The organism is Amycolatopsis sp. NPDC051373, from assembly GCF_040689465.1.
In the GTDB taxonomy this organism is placed as follows: domain Bacteria; phylum Actinomycetota; class Actinomycetes; order Mycobacteriales; family Pseudonocardiaceae; genus Amycolatopsis.
On record NZ_JBFBAE010000022.1, the window covers coordinates 1 to 15,037 of the forward strand.

General features: G+C 68.5%; 14 protein-coding genes and 4 pseudogenes. 8 read left to right on the forward strand and 10 right to left on the reverse strand.

Going from position 1 to position 15,037, the window contains the following annotated elements:
* Positions 1 to 72 precede the first annotated feature (72 nt).
* Positions 73 to 224, forward strand: a pseudogene (locus AB0383_RS33925) (CDGSH iron-sulfur domain-containing protein).
* Between the two features lie 56 nt (positions 225 to 280).
* On the opposite strand, the gene AB0383_RS33930 reads toward AB0383_RS33925, so the two are convergent.
* Together AB0383_RS33930 and AB0383_RS33935 are read right to left on the reverse strand one after the other, a co-directional pair.
* Complete coding sequence (locus AB0383_RS33930) at positions 281 to 721, reverse strand: glutamate-cysteine ligase family protein (RefSeq protein ID WP_364188210.1); 441 nt, start codon at positions 719 to 721, stop codon at positions 281 to 283.
* A 276-nt stretch (positions 722 to 997) separates the two neighbouring features.
* Positions 998 to 1,798, reverse strand: coding sequence for an MBL fold metallo-hydrolase (locus AB0383_RS33935; protein ID WP_364188207.1), 801 nt, complete (start codon positions 1,796 to 1,798; stop codon positions 998 to 1,000).
* 1,216 nt (positions 1,799 to 3,014) lie between these two features.
* On the opposite strand from AB0383_RS33935, the gene AB0383_RS33940 reads away from it, so the two are divergent.
* Complete coding sequence (locus AB0383_RS33940; RefSeq protein WP_366189559.1) at positions 3,015 to 4,154, forward strand: zinc-dependent alcohol dehydrogenase; 1,140 nt, start codon at positions 3,015 to 3,017, stop codon at positions 4,152 to 4,154.
* A gap of 15 nt (positions 4,155 to 4,169) precedes the next feature.
* A complete protein-coding gene (locus AB0383_RS33945) occupies positions 4,170 to 4,736 on the forward strand; it encodes a hypothetical protein (protein ID WP_366189474.1) in 567 nt (188 codons plus the stop codon).
* 231 nt (positions 4,737 to 4,967) lie between these two features.
* Here AB0383_RS33945 and AB0383_RS33950 read toward each other — a convergent pair whose 3' ends face one another.
* Positions 4,968 to 5,453, reverse strand: coding sequence for a DUF4383 domain-containing protein (locus tag AB0383_RS33950; protein ID WP_364188200.1), 486 nt, complete (start codon positions 5,451 to 5,453; stop codon positions 4,968 to 4,970).
* A 193-nt stretch (positions 5,454 to 5,646) separates the two neighbouring features.
* Between AB0383_RS33950 and AB0383_RS33955 the strand changes: the two genes are divergently transcribed.
* Both AB0383_RS33955 and AB0383_RS33960 read left to right on the forward strand, forming a co-directional pair.
* A complete protein-coding gene (locus AB0383_RS33955) occupies positions 5,647 to 6,513 on the forward strand; it encodes a manganese catalase family protein (protein ID WP_364188197.1) in 867 nt (288 codons plus the stop codon).
* A gap of 275 nt (positions 6,514 to 6,788) precedes the next feature.
* Positions 6,789 to 6,943 (forward strand): annotated as a pseudogene (locus AB0383_RS33960) (IS5/IS1182 family transposase); the annotation flags it as partial.
* A gap of 45 nt (positions 6,944 to 6,988) precedes the next feature.
* Here AB0383_RS33960 and AB0383_RS33965 read toward each other — a convergent pair.
* From AB0383_RS33965 to AB0383_RS33975, 3 genes are all read right to left on the reverse strand, one after another.
* The gene (locus AB0383_RS33965; protein ID WP_364188194.1) at positions 6,989 to 7,246 is read right to left on the reverse strand and encodes a hypothetical protein; all 258 of its coding nucleotides are present in this window, start codon (positions 7,244 to 7,246) and stop codon (positions 6,989 to 6,991) included.
* Positions 7,247 to 7,559: 313 nt separating this feature from the next.
* Complete coding sequence (locus AB0383_RS33970) at positions 7,560 to 7,793, reverse strand: hypothetical protein (RefSeq protein ID WP_364188192.1); 234 nt, start codon at positions 7,791 to 7,793, stop codon at positions 7,560 to 7,562.
* 122 nt (positions 7,794 to 7,915) lie between these two features.
* Positions 7,916 to 8,392, reverse strand: coding sequence for an STAS domain-containing protein (locus AB0383_RS33975; RefSeq protein ID WP_366189475.1), 477 nt, complete (start codon positions 8,390 to 8,392; stop codon positions 7,916 to 7,918).
* Between the two features lie 292 nt (positions 8,393 to 8,684).
* Here AB0383_RS33975 and AB0383_RS33980 point away from each other — a divergent pair, with 292 nt between their 5' ends.
* Positions 8,685 to 9,158, forward strand: coding sequence for a DUF2243 domain-containing protein (locus tag AB0383_RS33980; RefSeq protein ID WP_366189476.1), 474 nt, complete (start codon positions 8,685 to 8,687; stop codon positions 9,156 to 9,158).
* On the forward strand, positions 9,125 to 9,967 hold the full coding sequence (locus AB0383_RS33985; RefSeq protein WP_366189477.1) for a cytochrome c oxidase assembly protein: 843 nt from the start codon (positions 9,125 to 9,127) through the stop codon (positions 9,965 to 9,967). The genes AB0383_RS33980 and AB0383_RS33985 overlap by 34 nt, the downstream gene beginning before the upstream one ends.
* An 854-nt stretch (positions 9,968 to 10,821) precedes the next feature.
* Here the strand turns inward: AB0383_RS33985 and AB0383_RS33990 are convergent.
* From AB0383_RS33990 to AB0383_RS34000, 3 genes and pseudogenes are all read right to left on the reverse strand, one after another.
* A complete protein-coding gene (locus AB0383_RS33990; protein ID WP_364188182.1) occupies positions 10,822 to 12,516 on the reverse strand; it encodes a GAF domain-containing protein in 1,695 nt (564 codons plus the stop codon).
* A gap of 198 nt (positions 12,517 to 12,714) precedes the next feature.
* Positions 12,715 to 12,859 (reverse strand): annotated as a pseudogene (locus AB0383_RS33995) (transposase); the annotation flags it as partial.
* 352 nt (positions 12,860 to 13,211) lie between these two features.
* Positions 13,212 to 13,526, reverse strand: coding sequence for a hypothetical protein (locus AB0383_RS34000; protein ID WP_366189478.1), 315 nt, complete (start codon positions 13,524 to 13,526; stop codon positions 13,212 to 13,214).
* Positions 13,527 to 13,604: 78 nt separating this feature from the next.
* On the opposite strand from AB0383_RS34000, the gene AB0383_RS34005 reads away from it, so the two are divergent.
* A complete protein-coding gene (locus AB0383_RS34005; RefSeq protein ID WP_366189479.1) occupies positions 13,605 to 14,090 on the forward strand; it encodes a hypothetical protein in 486 nt (161 codons plus the stop codon).
* 306 nt (positions 14,091 to 14,396) lie between these two features.
* On the opposite strand, the pseudogene AB0383_RS34010 reads toward AB0383_RS34005, so the two are convergent.
* Positions 14,397 to 14,885: pseudogene (locus tag AB0383_RS34010) on the reverse strand (transposase family protein); the annotation flags it as partial.
* Positions 14,886 to 15,037 lie beyond the last annotated feature (152 nt).

The window sequence follows — 15,037 nt, forward strand, 5'->3', positions numbered from 1 at the left end:
GGCGGGCCCGGTTCCTGGAAGACCGTGGATTCGTTGCGCCGGGGGTGCGGCACGAGGAGCTGGTGGTGCTGCGTGCCGAACGGTGACCGGGAGCACCGCGGGGTGACCGTGGTCCCCGGCCCGCCGGTCCTGGTCGAAGGGCCGGTCGAACAGCGGACGCCGACGGGAAAGTGGCGCGGTCCGACCGGTTCGTTGTCGCGGTGTGCGCGTGCCGGCGCAGCTAACGGCTCCCATTCTGCGACACCAGTTTATGGGGCAACGGGCCGCTTCGACGCCGCGGTCAAGGCCGCCCAGTGCGGTGCGGATGAGGGCGCGGGACAGCAGGGCCTGCAACAGCGAACCGTCCACGGTGGATGAGACGTCGGCGGTCCGCGTTCGACGGTGCACCGCGGTGAGAGCCGGACCGGCCAGAAGGACTGGTGGTCGTCGATGAGCGCACCGCAGTCGACCAGGACGTCCACCGCGGCCCCGTACTCGGTGCGGCTGCGGAGTACGCGACCACGCCGGACTCGGGGAACCGTGACTGCAGCACCATTCGCCAACTGTGGTAGCTGGTGTCACGGCCGTGGTCGAACGGCGAGTTCGCGGACAGGGCCGGCAGCACCGGCAACCAGCGGCCGAGGTGGTTTACTCCGGAGACGGCGGTGTCGGGGTCCGCGACGCCCACGAGGACGTGGCACCCGCACACCTCGTAGTCGCTGACCGGGTCGCCGTAGCCCATGTCGATGTTGGCGTAACGCCCTGCGCCGCGAGCCCGGGCCGGGCGCGGAAGCGGTCAGCGGAGTGCCCGTGGCAGCCAACAGGCCTTCCTCTTCCGTCGGTGCTTCCGCGAGCAGCCGCCGTCCGGCTGTGATCTGGGCGCGCCGGGCTACGGAGCTACCGGTGTCGGGATCCAGCAGTAGATGTTCCTCCTCGACGCTCCAGCGTCTCACCGGATCCGCTCATGCACACCTCCTGGCCCGTGGATACCCGATCGCCCGATGCCGATCTCGGGCAGTCAGAACCGCAGTGTCTCCCCGCGCTGGAGGACGCGGACCCGGGTCGAGGGGCGCCGTTCCCGGACTTCGACGAGGAAGTCGGACAGCGGAGAGGTGAACAGCCCGTAATCGTCGAAGTGGACGGGCACCATCTGGGCCGGGGTCAGCAGTTCGAGCAGGTCCACGCCCTGGCGGTGGTCCATGGTCACGAGCACGCCGAGCACCCGGGTGCCGCCCAGGTGCACCACGGCGAGGTCGAGGCCGGGGAACCGGTCCCGGATCGCGGCCAGTCCGTCGTGCATCACCGTGTCGCCGCTGAGGTACATCCGCAGCGGCTGGGCCTGTGGCGCTTCGCGGTACTCCAGCACGCTGCCCATGACCGGGGGCAGCACGCGGTTCAGTAAGCCCGGAGCGTGCTGGGCGGGCACCGCGGTCACGGTGAGCGTCGCGCCGGCGTCGGTGAACCGCTCGGAAGTCCAGGTCTCGAGCGGGACCGACGCGTGGAACCCGCGCCGCCGCAGCCGCCGGGCCGCGTGGTCGGTCGTCACGATCGGCAGGTCGCGAGGGAGTTCCCGGGCGGCCACCCGGTCGAAGTGGTCGCCGTGCAGGTGCGAGAGCACCACAGCGGTCAGTGGCGGGAGGTCCGCGGGTTGCGCCGCGGGTTCGGTCCGGCGCCGGGACACCAGACCCTGGCCGAAGTACGACCACTGACCCCGGTGGAGGAAGTTCGGGTCGGTCAGCACAGTGAACGGCCCGAGCCGCAGCAGGGTCGTCGCAGTGCCGATGAAGGACAAGGAGTTCCCGGCGGGTTCGGCGGTCATGGATCCGCAGGTACCCGGCGTGGCCCGGGATACACCCGGCGGCTGGGGGAGTGCGCGCCGGGTGGCCGCGTGGATCCCGGCAACGCGCGGAGCCACCTGGGGACGGGGACCGAAGATTCACCCATACCGACCACGCGGGCCCCGCGGTGGTGAGCACCGGTGTCCTGGTGATCTTCGACGAACTCGCGGGCAACCCGAAACCGGGAAACCCGCCGTGATGATGGCATTCGGGCCTGGCCTGACGCTCTACACCGCACTGGTGTCAAGGCCGGACTGAGCCTCGCGGCCACGACTCCGATGATCGCGAGACTTGCGGCGGGTCGTGGCGTGGCTTCTGGTGGGGCGGCCGGACCGCGCGCTGCTTGACCGTCCGGCCGCCATTCTCGGACTACCCAGCTGGTCCGGACCCTTAACCGTGCTACGCGTGGTTCGCGACGCAATCACGATGATCACGGACGCAGTCACGATGATCACGGCAAGAGGTACCAGGTCATAGTCACGATGGTGCCGAGCTCGGTGGCATGGAGGGCGGTGTGGCCGGAGAGGGTGCCGATGAGGGTTAGCCGCGTCCGTGAACGGGTCCGGGTCCGGGTCCGGCTGATGGTGGGCGTGGAGTTCGACAGCGCCGGTCAGACGGCGTTGGCGGCCAGCGCCTCTTCCACCGACTGGTGCAGGGCGAACACGGGCCCGCGGCCGATCAGCTTGAGCGTGCGGACGAGGTAGCGCCCGACCGCCAGCCGCAGTTCAGCGCATCCACTGGCGGCCGCCGCCCGGGCCTCGTGTTCGGCTCACGGCTCGACCGGTGCTACGACGAGCGCCGGGCCGTGCTGGAACAACTCGACGTGTCGCCGGACGCCCATGACCCGCGAGGACGACCGTCGAACCAGACAGCACTCCGCCGCGCACCCGGCTCCGACCCGGATCGGCTACGAGTTCGCCCGTGCCCGCGGGCACGGGGTGCGCGACGTCAACCGCGAGCTCGAGGCGCACCGGGTGCGCAGCAGGCGCAGGAGGCGGTTCGTCACGAACGTCGTGATCGCCTCGGAGGATGCCCGGCTCGAGCACGGTGCCGGAGTCGTGGCCGGGCCGAAGTGTGCACGTTCGACGGTTATGCGCGGGCGGCTCGGGTACTCAGTCGCCCGGTGGCGCGGTCGGTTGCGTGACGGCAAGCGGCCGGCCGCTCCGAGGGATCGCCGGAGGAGGCGCTGTGCGTGCGATGGTGTATCGCGGGCCGTACAAAGTACGGGTCGAGGAAAAGGAAGTGCCGGCGATCGAGCATCCGAACGATGCGATCGTCCGGGTGTCGTTGGCGGCGATCTGTGGGTCGGATTTGCATCTCTACCACGGGATGATGCCGGACACCCGGGTCGGCTTCACCTTCGGGCACGAGTTCGTCGGCGTGGTCGAGGACGTGGGATCAGGTGTGCGGAATCTCAAGCGCGGCGACCGGGTGATGGTGCCGTTCAACATCTTCTGCGGGACCTGCTGGTTCTGCGCCCGCGGCCTGTACTCGAACTGTCACAACGTGAACCCCAACGCCACGGCCGTCGGTGGCATCTACGGGTATTCGCACACCTGCGGGGGGTACGACGGTGGCCAAGCCGAGTTCGTCCGGGTGCCGTTCGCCGACGTGGGCCCGACCGTCATCCCGGAGTGGATGGACGACGAAGACGCGGTCCTGCTCACCGACGCACTCGCCACGGGCTATTTCGGCGCGCAGCTCGGAGACATCGTCGAGGGCGACGTGGTCGTCGTCTTCGGGGCCGGCCCGGTCGGGCTGTTCGCCGCGAAGTCGGCGTGGCTGATGGGTGCGGGACGGGTGATAGTCGTCGATCACCTCGAGTACCGCCTGGAGAAGGCGCGAACCTTCGCGCACGCCGAAACCTGCAACTTCACCGAGTACGACGACATCGTCGTGCAGATGAAGAAGCTCACCGACCACCTCGGTGCCGACGTCGCGATCGACGCGGTGGGCGCAGAGGCCGACGGCAACCTGATCCAGCACGTCACGTCGGCCAAGCTGAAGCTGCAGGGCGGTTCACCGATCGCGCTCAACTGGGCCATCGACTCGGTCCGCAAAGCCGGCACCGTGTCGGTGATGGGGGCCTACGGGCCGATGTTCAGCGCGGTCAAATTCGGCGACGCCCTGAACAAGGGCCTCACTCTGCGGATGAACCAGTGCCCCGTCAAGCGGCAGTGGCCGCGGTTGTTCGAGCACATCCGCAACGGCTACCTCAAGCCGAGCGACATCGTCACCCACCGGATCCCGCTCGAGCACATCGCCGAGGGCTACCACATCTTCTCCGCGAAGCTGGACGGCTGCATCAAGCCGCTGATCGTGCCTAGCGGCAGCTAAGGAAGGAACCCGATCATGGTCTACACCTCCAAGCGGCCGCCGCTCGCGGAGACGAGTGACCAACTGCGTGCCCGGATCCCCGGCTGGGGAGCCGACCTCGATCCGCAGGACCGGCCGTCTGTACCGAAACTGCTGTGGAAAGAGGACCAGAGGGGCGCGCACTGGGAGTTCCCCGAGCGCCAACCCGAGAAGTGGCCTCGGGAACGGTCGATCGAGCACGCGTTCCTCACCCCGGTTTTCGGTACCTCATGCCCACCTCGTGGCCTCTCCGGCGCCGTGCGCAAGATCGCCTATCGCAAGTACAGCGAGGCGCGCGCCGCGCATTGGCTTCTCCTGCTGGCGGCCGACCGGGTGGATGCGTGGGAGCACCACCTGCGTTCGTTTGCCACAATCCATCCGGACAACCCCATCACCGAAACCGGTGTCGCCAGCGAGTTCTCCCGCCACGGAATTTCCTCCCGGGTCGGCAAGAAACGCGCGGACGTCAAGCACCACCTGCTGGACCCTCTCATCGTGGCGGGGCCGTGGGTGCTGGCCGGTGGTCTCGTCGTCGCGGCGGTCAGGAACGTCCTCCGCCGCTGAGTGCGCCAGCAGGTGGGCTCTCGTCTTCAGCGAGACCCGGCCTCTGCTCGTCCGCCCAGTGCGCGAGGGGCGATCGATGGCCTCGTAGACGTCGGGGTCGGTTCTCATGACGAGGCGGGCGCGCGGTGTCCGCGGCGATGGCCGGCATGCGGTCCCTTCGATTTTCAACGGGGCGCCGGCGGGTAAGGAGGAGACCGCCGACGCCCCTGGGAACCACGCGTTGCGTGGTTGCTAGCGACCGCCGGATCCCCCGGCTGCGGTCGGTGTGGAGGCTGTGCGTTCTTCGCGGCCGGTGAGCAGACCCAGGGCGATCATGCCGAGTCCGAGGCCGAGGTGGAGCCAGTTGTCCGCGTTGTTGAGCGGAACGAAGTTGGCGTCACTGCCGTGGTCGATGAGCAGTCCGTAGAGCCACAGCGCGAGGTACACGACTCCTCCGATGAGGAGGTACAGCCGCGCGGCGCGCGAGGTGCGGGCGCACGCGAGGCCGACGATGCCGAAGAGCAGGTGCACGATGTTGTGCAGGGTGGAGACCATGAACAAACCGAAAAGCATGGCCATCGAGTCGTGTCCGGCGAAGCCCATCTGGTCGTAGTCGGTCGTGACGCCGGGGATGAACCCGAGTACGCCGACCACTAGGAATACGACGGCGACGATACTCGCGGCGACCTGGGCGGACGACCGCCCGATGGCGGTGTATGACGGCGAATTCGTGGACATGTCCTTCTCCTCCCTGAGCGGGCTCCGGTGGGGCCGACGGCCGCCACGTCGAACGAGGCGTACCCCGGGGATGCTTCGGTAATCCCGGTGGCCTCGAACCGGGCTGAGATGGTTATTTCCGCGTGCGGTGGGCATTCGGACGGACCTGTTGCCAGCGATGGCTGGTTTCCACCTTGTAGAAAGGGCGTGAGTAATGTTCCGTCACACGAAGCTGCTGCAGTTCGAGGCTAAGCCGGAGAAGCCCGACCCGGTGTATGCGCACAAGCTGCAGGAACTCATCGGCGGCGCGTTCGGCGAGATGACCGTGACGATGCAGTATCTGTTCCAGGGTTGGAACTGCCGTGTCGAAGGCAAGTACAAGGACCTGATCATGGACACGGCGACCGAGGAGATCGGTCACGTCGAGATGCTGGCCACGATGGTCGCCCGGTTGCTGGAAGGCGCGCCCGCCACGGCCACCGCGGAATCGGTGAAGGATCCGGTGATGGCCGCCGTGATCGGCGGCATGGACCCTCAGCAGGCCATTGTCGCCGGCGGCGGCGCGTTGCCCGCGGACAGCAACGGCTATCCGTGGAACGGCAAGTACATCGTGGCGTCGGGCAACCTCCTGGCCGATTTCCGTGCGAACGCCGCCGCGGAAGCCCAGGGCCGGTTGCAAACAGCACGGCTGTACAACATGACCGACGACCCGGGCGTAAAGGCCATGCTGCAGTTCAACCTTGCCCGGGACACTGTGCACCAGAAGCAGTGGCTGGCCGCGATCGAAGAACTCGAAGCCGATGGGTTGGAGGGCGAAGTGGCCCCGAGCGCATTGTTCGACGAAGAGAACCAGGAGCACAACCACACCATCTGGCACCTGTCCGACGGCCCCGATGGTGCCAAGGGCGCCAGCTGGACCACCGGCGCCGGCATCGAGTACTTAATGGACGCCAAGCCCCTCGGCGGCCCCGGCACAGCACCCAAGCCCGACCCCGCACTCTACGGCACCTACGCACCCCTGCAGGACGCCAAGGGAACGATGAAAGGCAAGGCGAAATCCGCCAAGAACAAGGCCACCTGACCGCACACGGCGGCCCGGTGCCCAGCCGGGCCGCCGTGTCGGCCGAACCGATCGGTGGCAATTATCTGCCGGGGCGGCTCAGTGGAAGTCTCGAGACCTCACCGCCAGCGGAGCCACCGCATTTTCGCGCACGGCCTAGATCGTTTACGTGGTGTTCGCTTGCTCGTGGGCGACGATGCTGATTGTGGTTGGTCGTTGTCGTTGCGGTTGGTGCCGGATGAGTTTCGTTGGTGGAGCCGTTGGCCTCGGTGTTCGAGCCGCGTCCGCAGGGTGGCGGCTCGAAGATCCACGAGCTGTCCGATCGCGCCGGATTGCCACCGCCGGTAGATGTCTCTGCTGCGAACACCAACGACTCCTACGCGCTCAAGCCCCTGGTCATGGCGGATCCCCGGCCATCACGTCCCGCAGCGGCCCAATGCGCCGCAAGCCGCGTTGACAAGGCCAACGAGGACGGCCAAATCGCAGAACGCAGCACCTACGGCCACGACCCCCGCAGCATTCCGGCTAATCCAGCCACGCCACCGGCATCTCCCGATCCTGCGCCTGTGGTGATGCGGGTCAGCGGCCGCTGCGTCAGCACCGCAGGTATGCGGGCATCCACGCAGCCCCACAGGACTCGAGGGATCTCTTCGGCTGCGACGTTTCCCATGAAGGAGAAGCCAAGGAGTCCGATCACGTCGGGCACTTCGCGGAGGGCGCCAAGGGTGTGACGCCGGATCTTCTCGAGGTCCATGCGGGACTTACTGCCAGGTCTTCCGGCCAGCGAGCTCGGCTCGTTCGATGAAGGCTTGAAATAGGAAGGGCGAACCACATCAGGCCGGTCGGATGCCGAGCACGTTCGCACGGCGCTGCTCGATTACGGAAGTTTCACTTCCTGCATCACCAGAACGGCTCATTGCCTCTGACGTTGGCTGTCCGGTCCGCGCAGGGCGCTGTACAGTAGCCGAACCTGTGCCTTGCGGCCCCGACGGTTGATGGCGCAGAGCGTCAGCTTGGTGTGAAAATTCGGATCGGCCAAGGCCTCGGGCGCGGCGGGGGCAGTTCGCTCAGGGAAGGCCGATGTCGAGATTCAGCAGGTGGGCGCCCTCGGCTTCGTCGCGACGCACGCCCACAGGTCTTCGGCACCACAGGTTCCATGCCTTGATCTGCATCTCGGCGTCGATGACGATGATCCCGGTGAGGATGGACTCGAGGAACTCGTTGACCTCGTCGAGGTCGAGGCTTCGTTCGAGCCGCGCCTGCTCCACGTAGGCGCGCAACGCCACCGGCCAGTACGACACCTCCAGGTCACGCAGCCGTCGGCCAATGTCGCGTTCGGACAGCTCGAACGTGATCTCGGCCTACTGGTTGACCAGTGCGGTGATCTCGTCCTCGGTCACCACGATCTTTTCCCGGAACGAGGTCACTCCTGTCTGCGGCGGACGAACTCAGCTTCGACGCATTCTCTGGTCGCGGACCGCGCCGGGCGGGACCGAGGACCGCCATTGTCAAATGCCCTCGCGCGGCCACGGCGCTCACATCCGATCGGCACGAGTTGCAGCAGTCTCAGGGCAGCGTGTGAGCTTCCGGGATCAACCGAGAAGTCGACGCCGTGCTCGCCGGCCACCAGGTCGAGCTGGGACAGCACCCGCAGCCCGGCCACCGAGAGGAACATACTCGGTGAGAGATCGATGACGACGATCTCGACGGTGCTGCGGAGCAGAGACCCGACTACCTCTTCGAGTTGAGGCGCCGTGCACGAATCGACTTCGCCCGCGACTTCGACCACCGCCACGGTCGGCGTTGGCCGACGAACACAGAGGTGAAACTCGTCACCGGTGTCAAAATCGGCACCCAGCGTCAATCCAGAGCTGGTTTCGCTGCGATTCGAGAAGGTCATCGCAGTCCTCCCCTCGAGGGCGCCCGCAGGATGATCGTCAAAGACAGCGCAGGGAGCGTGCAGTTCGACGACCGACTTCCCGCCGGGCGAGAAACGACATCGGCGGCTGCTGACTCAACCTTCGTCTTACGGTAGTGCATTTGCGCCACCGACACCACGTCGTGCTCGCTGAGCGTGGGACGACGCTAGGCATGCAGAACACACGACCGTGTCGTTCTCGGGGGTTAGTCCGCAGGCCGTGATGCATGTCCGGCCGGGCGGCGGGTAGCCCCAAGGGGCGGAGGTGATGGACGTGGTGGAGGCTGCATGGTCCGGGATTGGCGCTTCGCCCGTGCGCAGGGCTCGTTCGGCGTGGGCCGGGGTGCTGGCGGGAGTCGGCGTCGCGGCGTTCGTCGACGAGACGGTGTTCCACCAGCTGCTGCATTGGCACCACTTCTTCGACCGATCGACGACCGGTGCCGGTCTGGTCTCGGACGGGCTGTTCCACGCGTTCGGCTGGTTCGCGATCGTGTTCGGCCTGATCCTGGTGGCCGACCTGCGACGTGGTGACCGGCTCTGCGGGCGCGCGTTCGCGGGCGGGGTCCTGACCGGTGCTGGTGCGTTCCAGCTGTACGACGGCACCATCCAGCACAAGCTGCTGAACCTGCACCAGATCCGCTACGGCGTTTCGCTCGCGCCCTACGACTGGATCTGGAATGGCGTGGCGGTGGTTCTGCTGGCGGCGGGTGTGCTGTGCCTGCGGGTCGCGTGGACGCGGACGGCCTGAACATGGGTGTGTTCCTGGCCCACGGTGGGCACGGCGAGGGGTTATTTACCGGCTGGCTCGCCGTGGTGCCGGCGCTGGTCGTGCTCGCCGGTTACACGGCCGGCACGTGGCGCGTGCGCCGTCGTGGCGACAGGTGGCCCGCCGCGCGCGAGGCCGCGTTCTCTCTCGGCGCCATGACGGCCGCGGCGGCGGTGCTCGTCCCGGAAACGTCCGGGTTCACCGGACACATGCTGCAGCACGTTCTGCTGGGCATGGTCGCGCCTGTTTTGCTCGTGCTCGGCCGCCCGGTGACGCTGCTCCTGCGGGTCACATCGGCGACGATCCGCCGCCGACTCGCGCGGGTGCTCGGATCCGGTCCCGTGGGGGCGCTACTGTTCCCGCCGTTCACGGCCGCGCTGGAGGCGGGCAGTCTGTGGCTGCTCTACCGGACCGGTCTCTACGCCGCCGCCGCCGACCCGGTGCTGCACGGGGTGGTTCACATCCACGCGTTCCTGACCGGACTGCTGTTCACGGCAGCGGTGTGTCAGCTCGAGCCGGTGCGCCACCGTTCGGGGCTCGGGGTGCGGGCCGGTGCGCTGGTGGGTGCCGCCGCTGCGCACGCGGTGCTGGCCAAGACGCTGTACACCGTGTCGCCGCCCGGCGCGCTGCTTGCCACCGCCGACAGGCAGGCGGGCGCGCAGCTGATGTACTACGGCGGAGACATGGTCGAACTCGGCCTCGCCTTGATCCTCGCCCTTCCGTGGTACGCCGCTCGCGGCCGGGCCGAGGCCCGGGCCCGTCGCCGGACCGACGCCGTGCGCGGCCGCTGATCGCGGCTCTGCGCGGAAGGCGCGGGCCCGACTGGTCCAGGAAACCGCTGGGCCCGGACCGGCACTCCCCGCAAGTTCGTTGAGGAACTCGTGGCATTGCTTCATCCGGGCCGAGTCGTCTTCCATCACGCGGCGGAAGAACCCGGCGACGTCTTGGCGGTCGGCGCGCGTCAGCACCGACGGAGGTGGTTCCGATGGGCAGGAGGCGCAGAGAGCCGGAAGGACCGATGGAGCTGTCCCGGGAGTCCTGGCGGGCGATGCTCAAGCGGACGATGCGACAGTTCGGGAAGGACAGCCATGTCCGACTGGACCTTCACCGAAAGTTCCGGCGCGAACCGCCAGAAGATCGCTTCCTGACGAGTTCCAGAGGGTTCCGAACCGCGGGCCGTGCGCGTGCGGTGCGGCCCTCCCACACGAGAAAGGACAGTGACCTCATCGGTCCGTCCCGACCAGCCCCCTCGCCCCCGCTTTGGCGAAGGTGCGCGGCGCTACGCGTCCCTGTCGCCGACCCGCCTGGTCTTCTGTCCGAACCCGTGCGAGCCGGTGGTGCGACGCTACGGCGGCCGCGCCACCGACTCCGGGTGTCACGTCCAGTTCTGCACGTTCTCTTTCGCTTGGCGCGCGTGTTCCCCGACGTCGCCGGCGGACCGGCCTGGCGAGCCTGCGCGGATCACGCGAACGCCACACCGGGCAACGGCATGTCGAGCTCGGGGCGCTCGCGCGATCCGGCTTACGGTCAGCGCGACGCGGCGAACGAGACCAGGGGAGTGGCATGGCCGACGACGAGCAGCAGGCGAAGAAGTGCTTCAAGTGCGAGAAGTCCGAGCCCGGCCCGGCGAGGTGCTTCTCCGGACTCAGACGGGATGTCCTTGGTCGCTGACGTGCTCAAAGCTGTCGGCTTCGCCGGCGTGCTCCATCGGGAGTTGAACCTGAAGGGTGGTGCCCTCTCCGGGCGGGCTGTGCAGCGCTAGGCCGCCGCCGAGCGCCTCGGCCCGATCCTTGAGGCCGGTGAGACCGGAGCCGCGGGTGATGTCGGCGCCGCCGCAGCCGTCGTCGCGGACGCGCACGTGCAGCACGTCTTTATCGGCGGCCACTTGGACCTCGGCGGTGGTGGCGTGCGCATGCTTGGCCGCGTTGGTCAGCGCCTCGGCCACGACGTAGTAAGCGGCGGTCTCGACCGGCTCGGCCAGCCGCCCCTCCACCCGGACATCCAGCCGGACCGGGACCGCAGAGCGGTGGGCCAGCGCCTTCAGCGCGGAGCGCAGACCGCGCTCGGCCAGGATGGCCGGGTGTAGGCCGTGGGCGATCTCGCGCAGCTCCTCCTGGACCTCGATCAGCCCAGCGGCCACCTCGTCGAGCTGCCGCACCAGCTCACTGCCCCCGGACGGCGCGGCCAGCTGCACGGCTCGTAGCTGTAGGGCGAGGGAGACCAGGTGCTGCTGAGCGCCGTCGTGCAGGTTGCGCTCGATCCGGCGGCGGGTGGTATCGGCGGTGGTCACGATCCGCGCCCGGGAGGTGGCCAGCTGCGCGTGGGCCTCGGCGTTGGCGAGGGCGGTGGCGGCAAGCTCGGTGAACCCGGCCAGCCACGCCTCCGTGTCGGCGGGCAGCGGCTCCTCTTGCGTGCATGACACGACCATGACGCCCCACAGACGGCCCGCGACGCTGACCGGCACGCCGACGGCCGAGCGCACGCCCAACTCGCTGGCGACATCGCAGTCCGGGCCCGGGGTGCCGGCGGGGCTGTCGATCCGTGCGGGACGGCCGGTCTGGAACACCAGCGTGTACACGTTCCGCCCTCCGGGGGGCAGCCGGGTTCCGGCGGGGACGGCGGCGCCGGTGCTGCTCCACGTGGCGATCAACCTTGCCGCGCCATCGGGGTCGTATCGGGTCATCCACGAGTGGTGGGCGCCCAGCAGCCGCCCGGCTTCCTCAGTGACCGCGGCAAACACCTCCGGCGGCGGCGGCGCCCGGGCCACCAGTGTCGCCACCCGCCGCAGCGCCGCCTGCTCCTCGGCGAACCGGTGCAGCTCCACCCGCGCCTGTGAGTTGGCGATCGCGGTGGCCACCAGCTCGGTGAACCCGGCCAGCCACGCCTCGGAGTCGGCCGGCAGCGGCTCCCCTTGCGAGGATGCGACGACCATGGCGCCCCACAGGCGGCCTTCGACGCTGACCGGCACGCCCACGGCCGCGCCGTAATCGAACTTGCGGGCGAGATCGTCGGCGACGAGGCCCGGGGTGCCGGTGGAATGGTCGATGCGCGCGGGACGGCCGGTCTGGAACACCAGCGTGCGCACGTTCCGCCCTCCGAGGCGCAATCGGGTTCCGGCGGGGACGGCGGCGCCGGTGCTGCTCCACGTGGCGACCACTATTGCCGCGCCATCAGGTTCGTATCGGGTCATCCACGCGTGGTGGGCGCGCAGCAGCCGCCCGGCTTCCTCAGTGACCGCGGCAAACACCTTCTGCGGCGACGCCGCCCGGGCCACCAGCGTCGCCACCCGCCGCAGCGCCGCCTGCTCCCTGGCGATCCGGTCGCTCCGCTGAGTGACCATCAGGCCTCCGCTCCGGCGGCAGCCACGCCGCCTCCTCACTTGACGCCCGCCAGCGCCCGCACGCCCACAGCCAGAAGGCCGGCCAGGAACCGTCCGGGTGGACAGGCCCGGCCACCCACCGCCACCAGCCAGATCCCGCCGCGCCGATCACATCGCCACAACCGGCCTGACCAGCGGCGACTCCTCCAACATAACCCCGGTCTGCCAGGGCGGGAAGTCCGCGGGAAGTTGCCGCCACGAGCACCCGGCCCGCACGATGTAGAGGATCGCGTCCACCAGCGCGCGGTGGGGATGCTTCTCCGGCCGGGCCCGCGGTCCTCACCTCCGGCAGCAGCAGCTCGATCAGAGCCCAGTGTTCGTCGCCGGTGTCCGAGGAGTACCGCGCACGTCGTGCCACCCCGGCACTGTTGATCACCTGCGCCGACAAGGTCACGCGGGCACGCCAGCCTTCTCGAACACACTCTAAGAAGGAACGTCCTTATCACTGGCATGCCCGGTTCGGTCACGGTATCGACTCGATCGGCACCAGGTCCTCATCAACAACCCACCACGGCACCGCGCGCTCGCTCGGCAGATCGCGGTGACGTCCCACTCAGCCTCGTCGAACATCGTCACTCCAACCGATCGATCAGCGATGGAGTGAGGACTACTGGCTACTCGCGACTGCGGATAGGACTGTCTCGGCGTGTCGCCTCTTAGTCCGGTAAACGGCCGGCGGAGATCCCGACCTCATCCATCAGCCGCTGCGCCGAAACCGGCCGTTCCAGGACGCCCGGCAGCGTGACGACGCCATCCTTCACGGCCGCCAACAACACGGCCCTCTGCTGGCGCAGCAGGTTCGCCTTCTCCAACGCGGATTCCCGCTGCTCGGCGGTCAGTGCCGGTACAGGCATCATCGGCTCCTGGATCAAATGGGAGATCAGGCCGGTGCCGTCACGGCCACCCCGAACGTACCCGCCGCCCGGTCGCGAGACCCACCTCAAACGCAGCCCCTCGACGATGGCGCTCACCACCGGCCAGCAGTTCTTGACCACCGTGCGCGACGCGGTCTCGGTGGATCGGTCTCCGGTAGCGCGTAGTGTCCGGGCATGGATCCCGACAGCCAGCAGGGCCTGCGCGGAGAGTCTGTTCCGGAATTGCTGGGACACTACGCGGCGATCCTGCAGGAGTTGCGGCGGCGGGGCGTTGTGAGGACTCGGAATGCGCCGCTGGGTGACTATGCCGAGTGCCTCGCCGCGCGGGTCTACGACGGGGAGCTGGCCCCGAAGTCGGTCTCCTACAACCTGCGGGCTGCGGACGGGCGTCGGGTCCAGGTGAAGGCCAGGACCATCCACCCGGACACCCGAGGCGCGTTCTTCTCACCCTTCCGTTCTTTCGATTTCGACGTCGCCGTCTTGATCGCCGTCGACAGCTCCACCTACAACGTGCTGTGGGCCCGCGAGGTGCCGGTCGCCGACATCGAAGCCGCCAGCCGGTACTCGGCGCACATCAACGGGAACCGAGTCTCGATCACCGCTGGTGCGCGGCTCGGCACGGACGTGACGACGCGATTCAGCGCCGTCCTGTCGGCGTAACGGGGACCTTCACAGGCGGATCGCAAACCCCCGAGAACGTGACATTGGCGCGTACACGGCAAGCTTTACATTCTCGTCCTACGCAAACACCGATCAGCCGCGAGTGTCTCGCCAGCGATCTTTTCTGATACTTGGCGTGCCACGCCCGTTCATCTGCCTGCACGCCTCGTTCGCGCCCCGGTGGCCACATCTCCGACCGGGCCCGCAATCTCGCCGGCGCCCTGGACGAACTCGACGACGCCGACGCCGCCTTGAGCGATCAGATCATCCACCGGCTCCGTCGTGACACCTCCGCCGACGCCCGCGGCGATGGCCGCCATCAGCCATGACCGGCCGGTCGGCGAGTCGTTCGGCGATGCCGGAGGCGCGGTAGACGGTGCAGTTGTTGCGGCTGCCCGGTTGCGGATCGCCGGTGGCGATCACCAGCAGGGTCTCGGCGTCGATCGCGGCCTGCACGTTGGCCGATAGCGGTAGTTCTTCGACGGTGTCGCCAGCCGGTGATCAAATTCGGGACCAGGGTGCCGTCCACGATCGCGACTGCATCGATCGGGCGTTTGCGGACCGCGGCCAGCGCCAGCAGTGGGCCGATCGTGTCGATCATCCGGTACGCCGCGGAATGCGAAACCCGAACAGCGGCCCGATCTGGCGCATCGTCAGGTACGCCCGCCAGTACGTCGCCACCTGCCCCACGCGATCTGCCAGCGGCAACGCCCTCTGCCGGCCCCGGGCAGCCGTCCGCGATCTCGCCGCGCCCCGCTTGGCGACCAGCCGCACCAGCTTGCGGAACTGACGCGGTCAGGGGTCGCCAGCTCGCGTGCGCGGGCCCCTGCCTGCCCCTCGCACGAGCACGTTCTGCTCCCTCTGCTGTCGTGATCACTCTCCCCTCGTTCCCCTCCGGCAGTCGTTCAACCCAGTAGAAGAACCCATGCTGGTGTCGCCTTCATGTC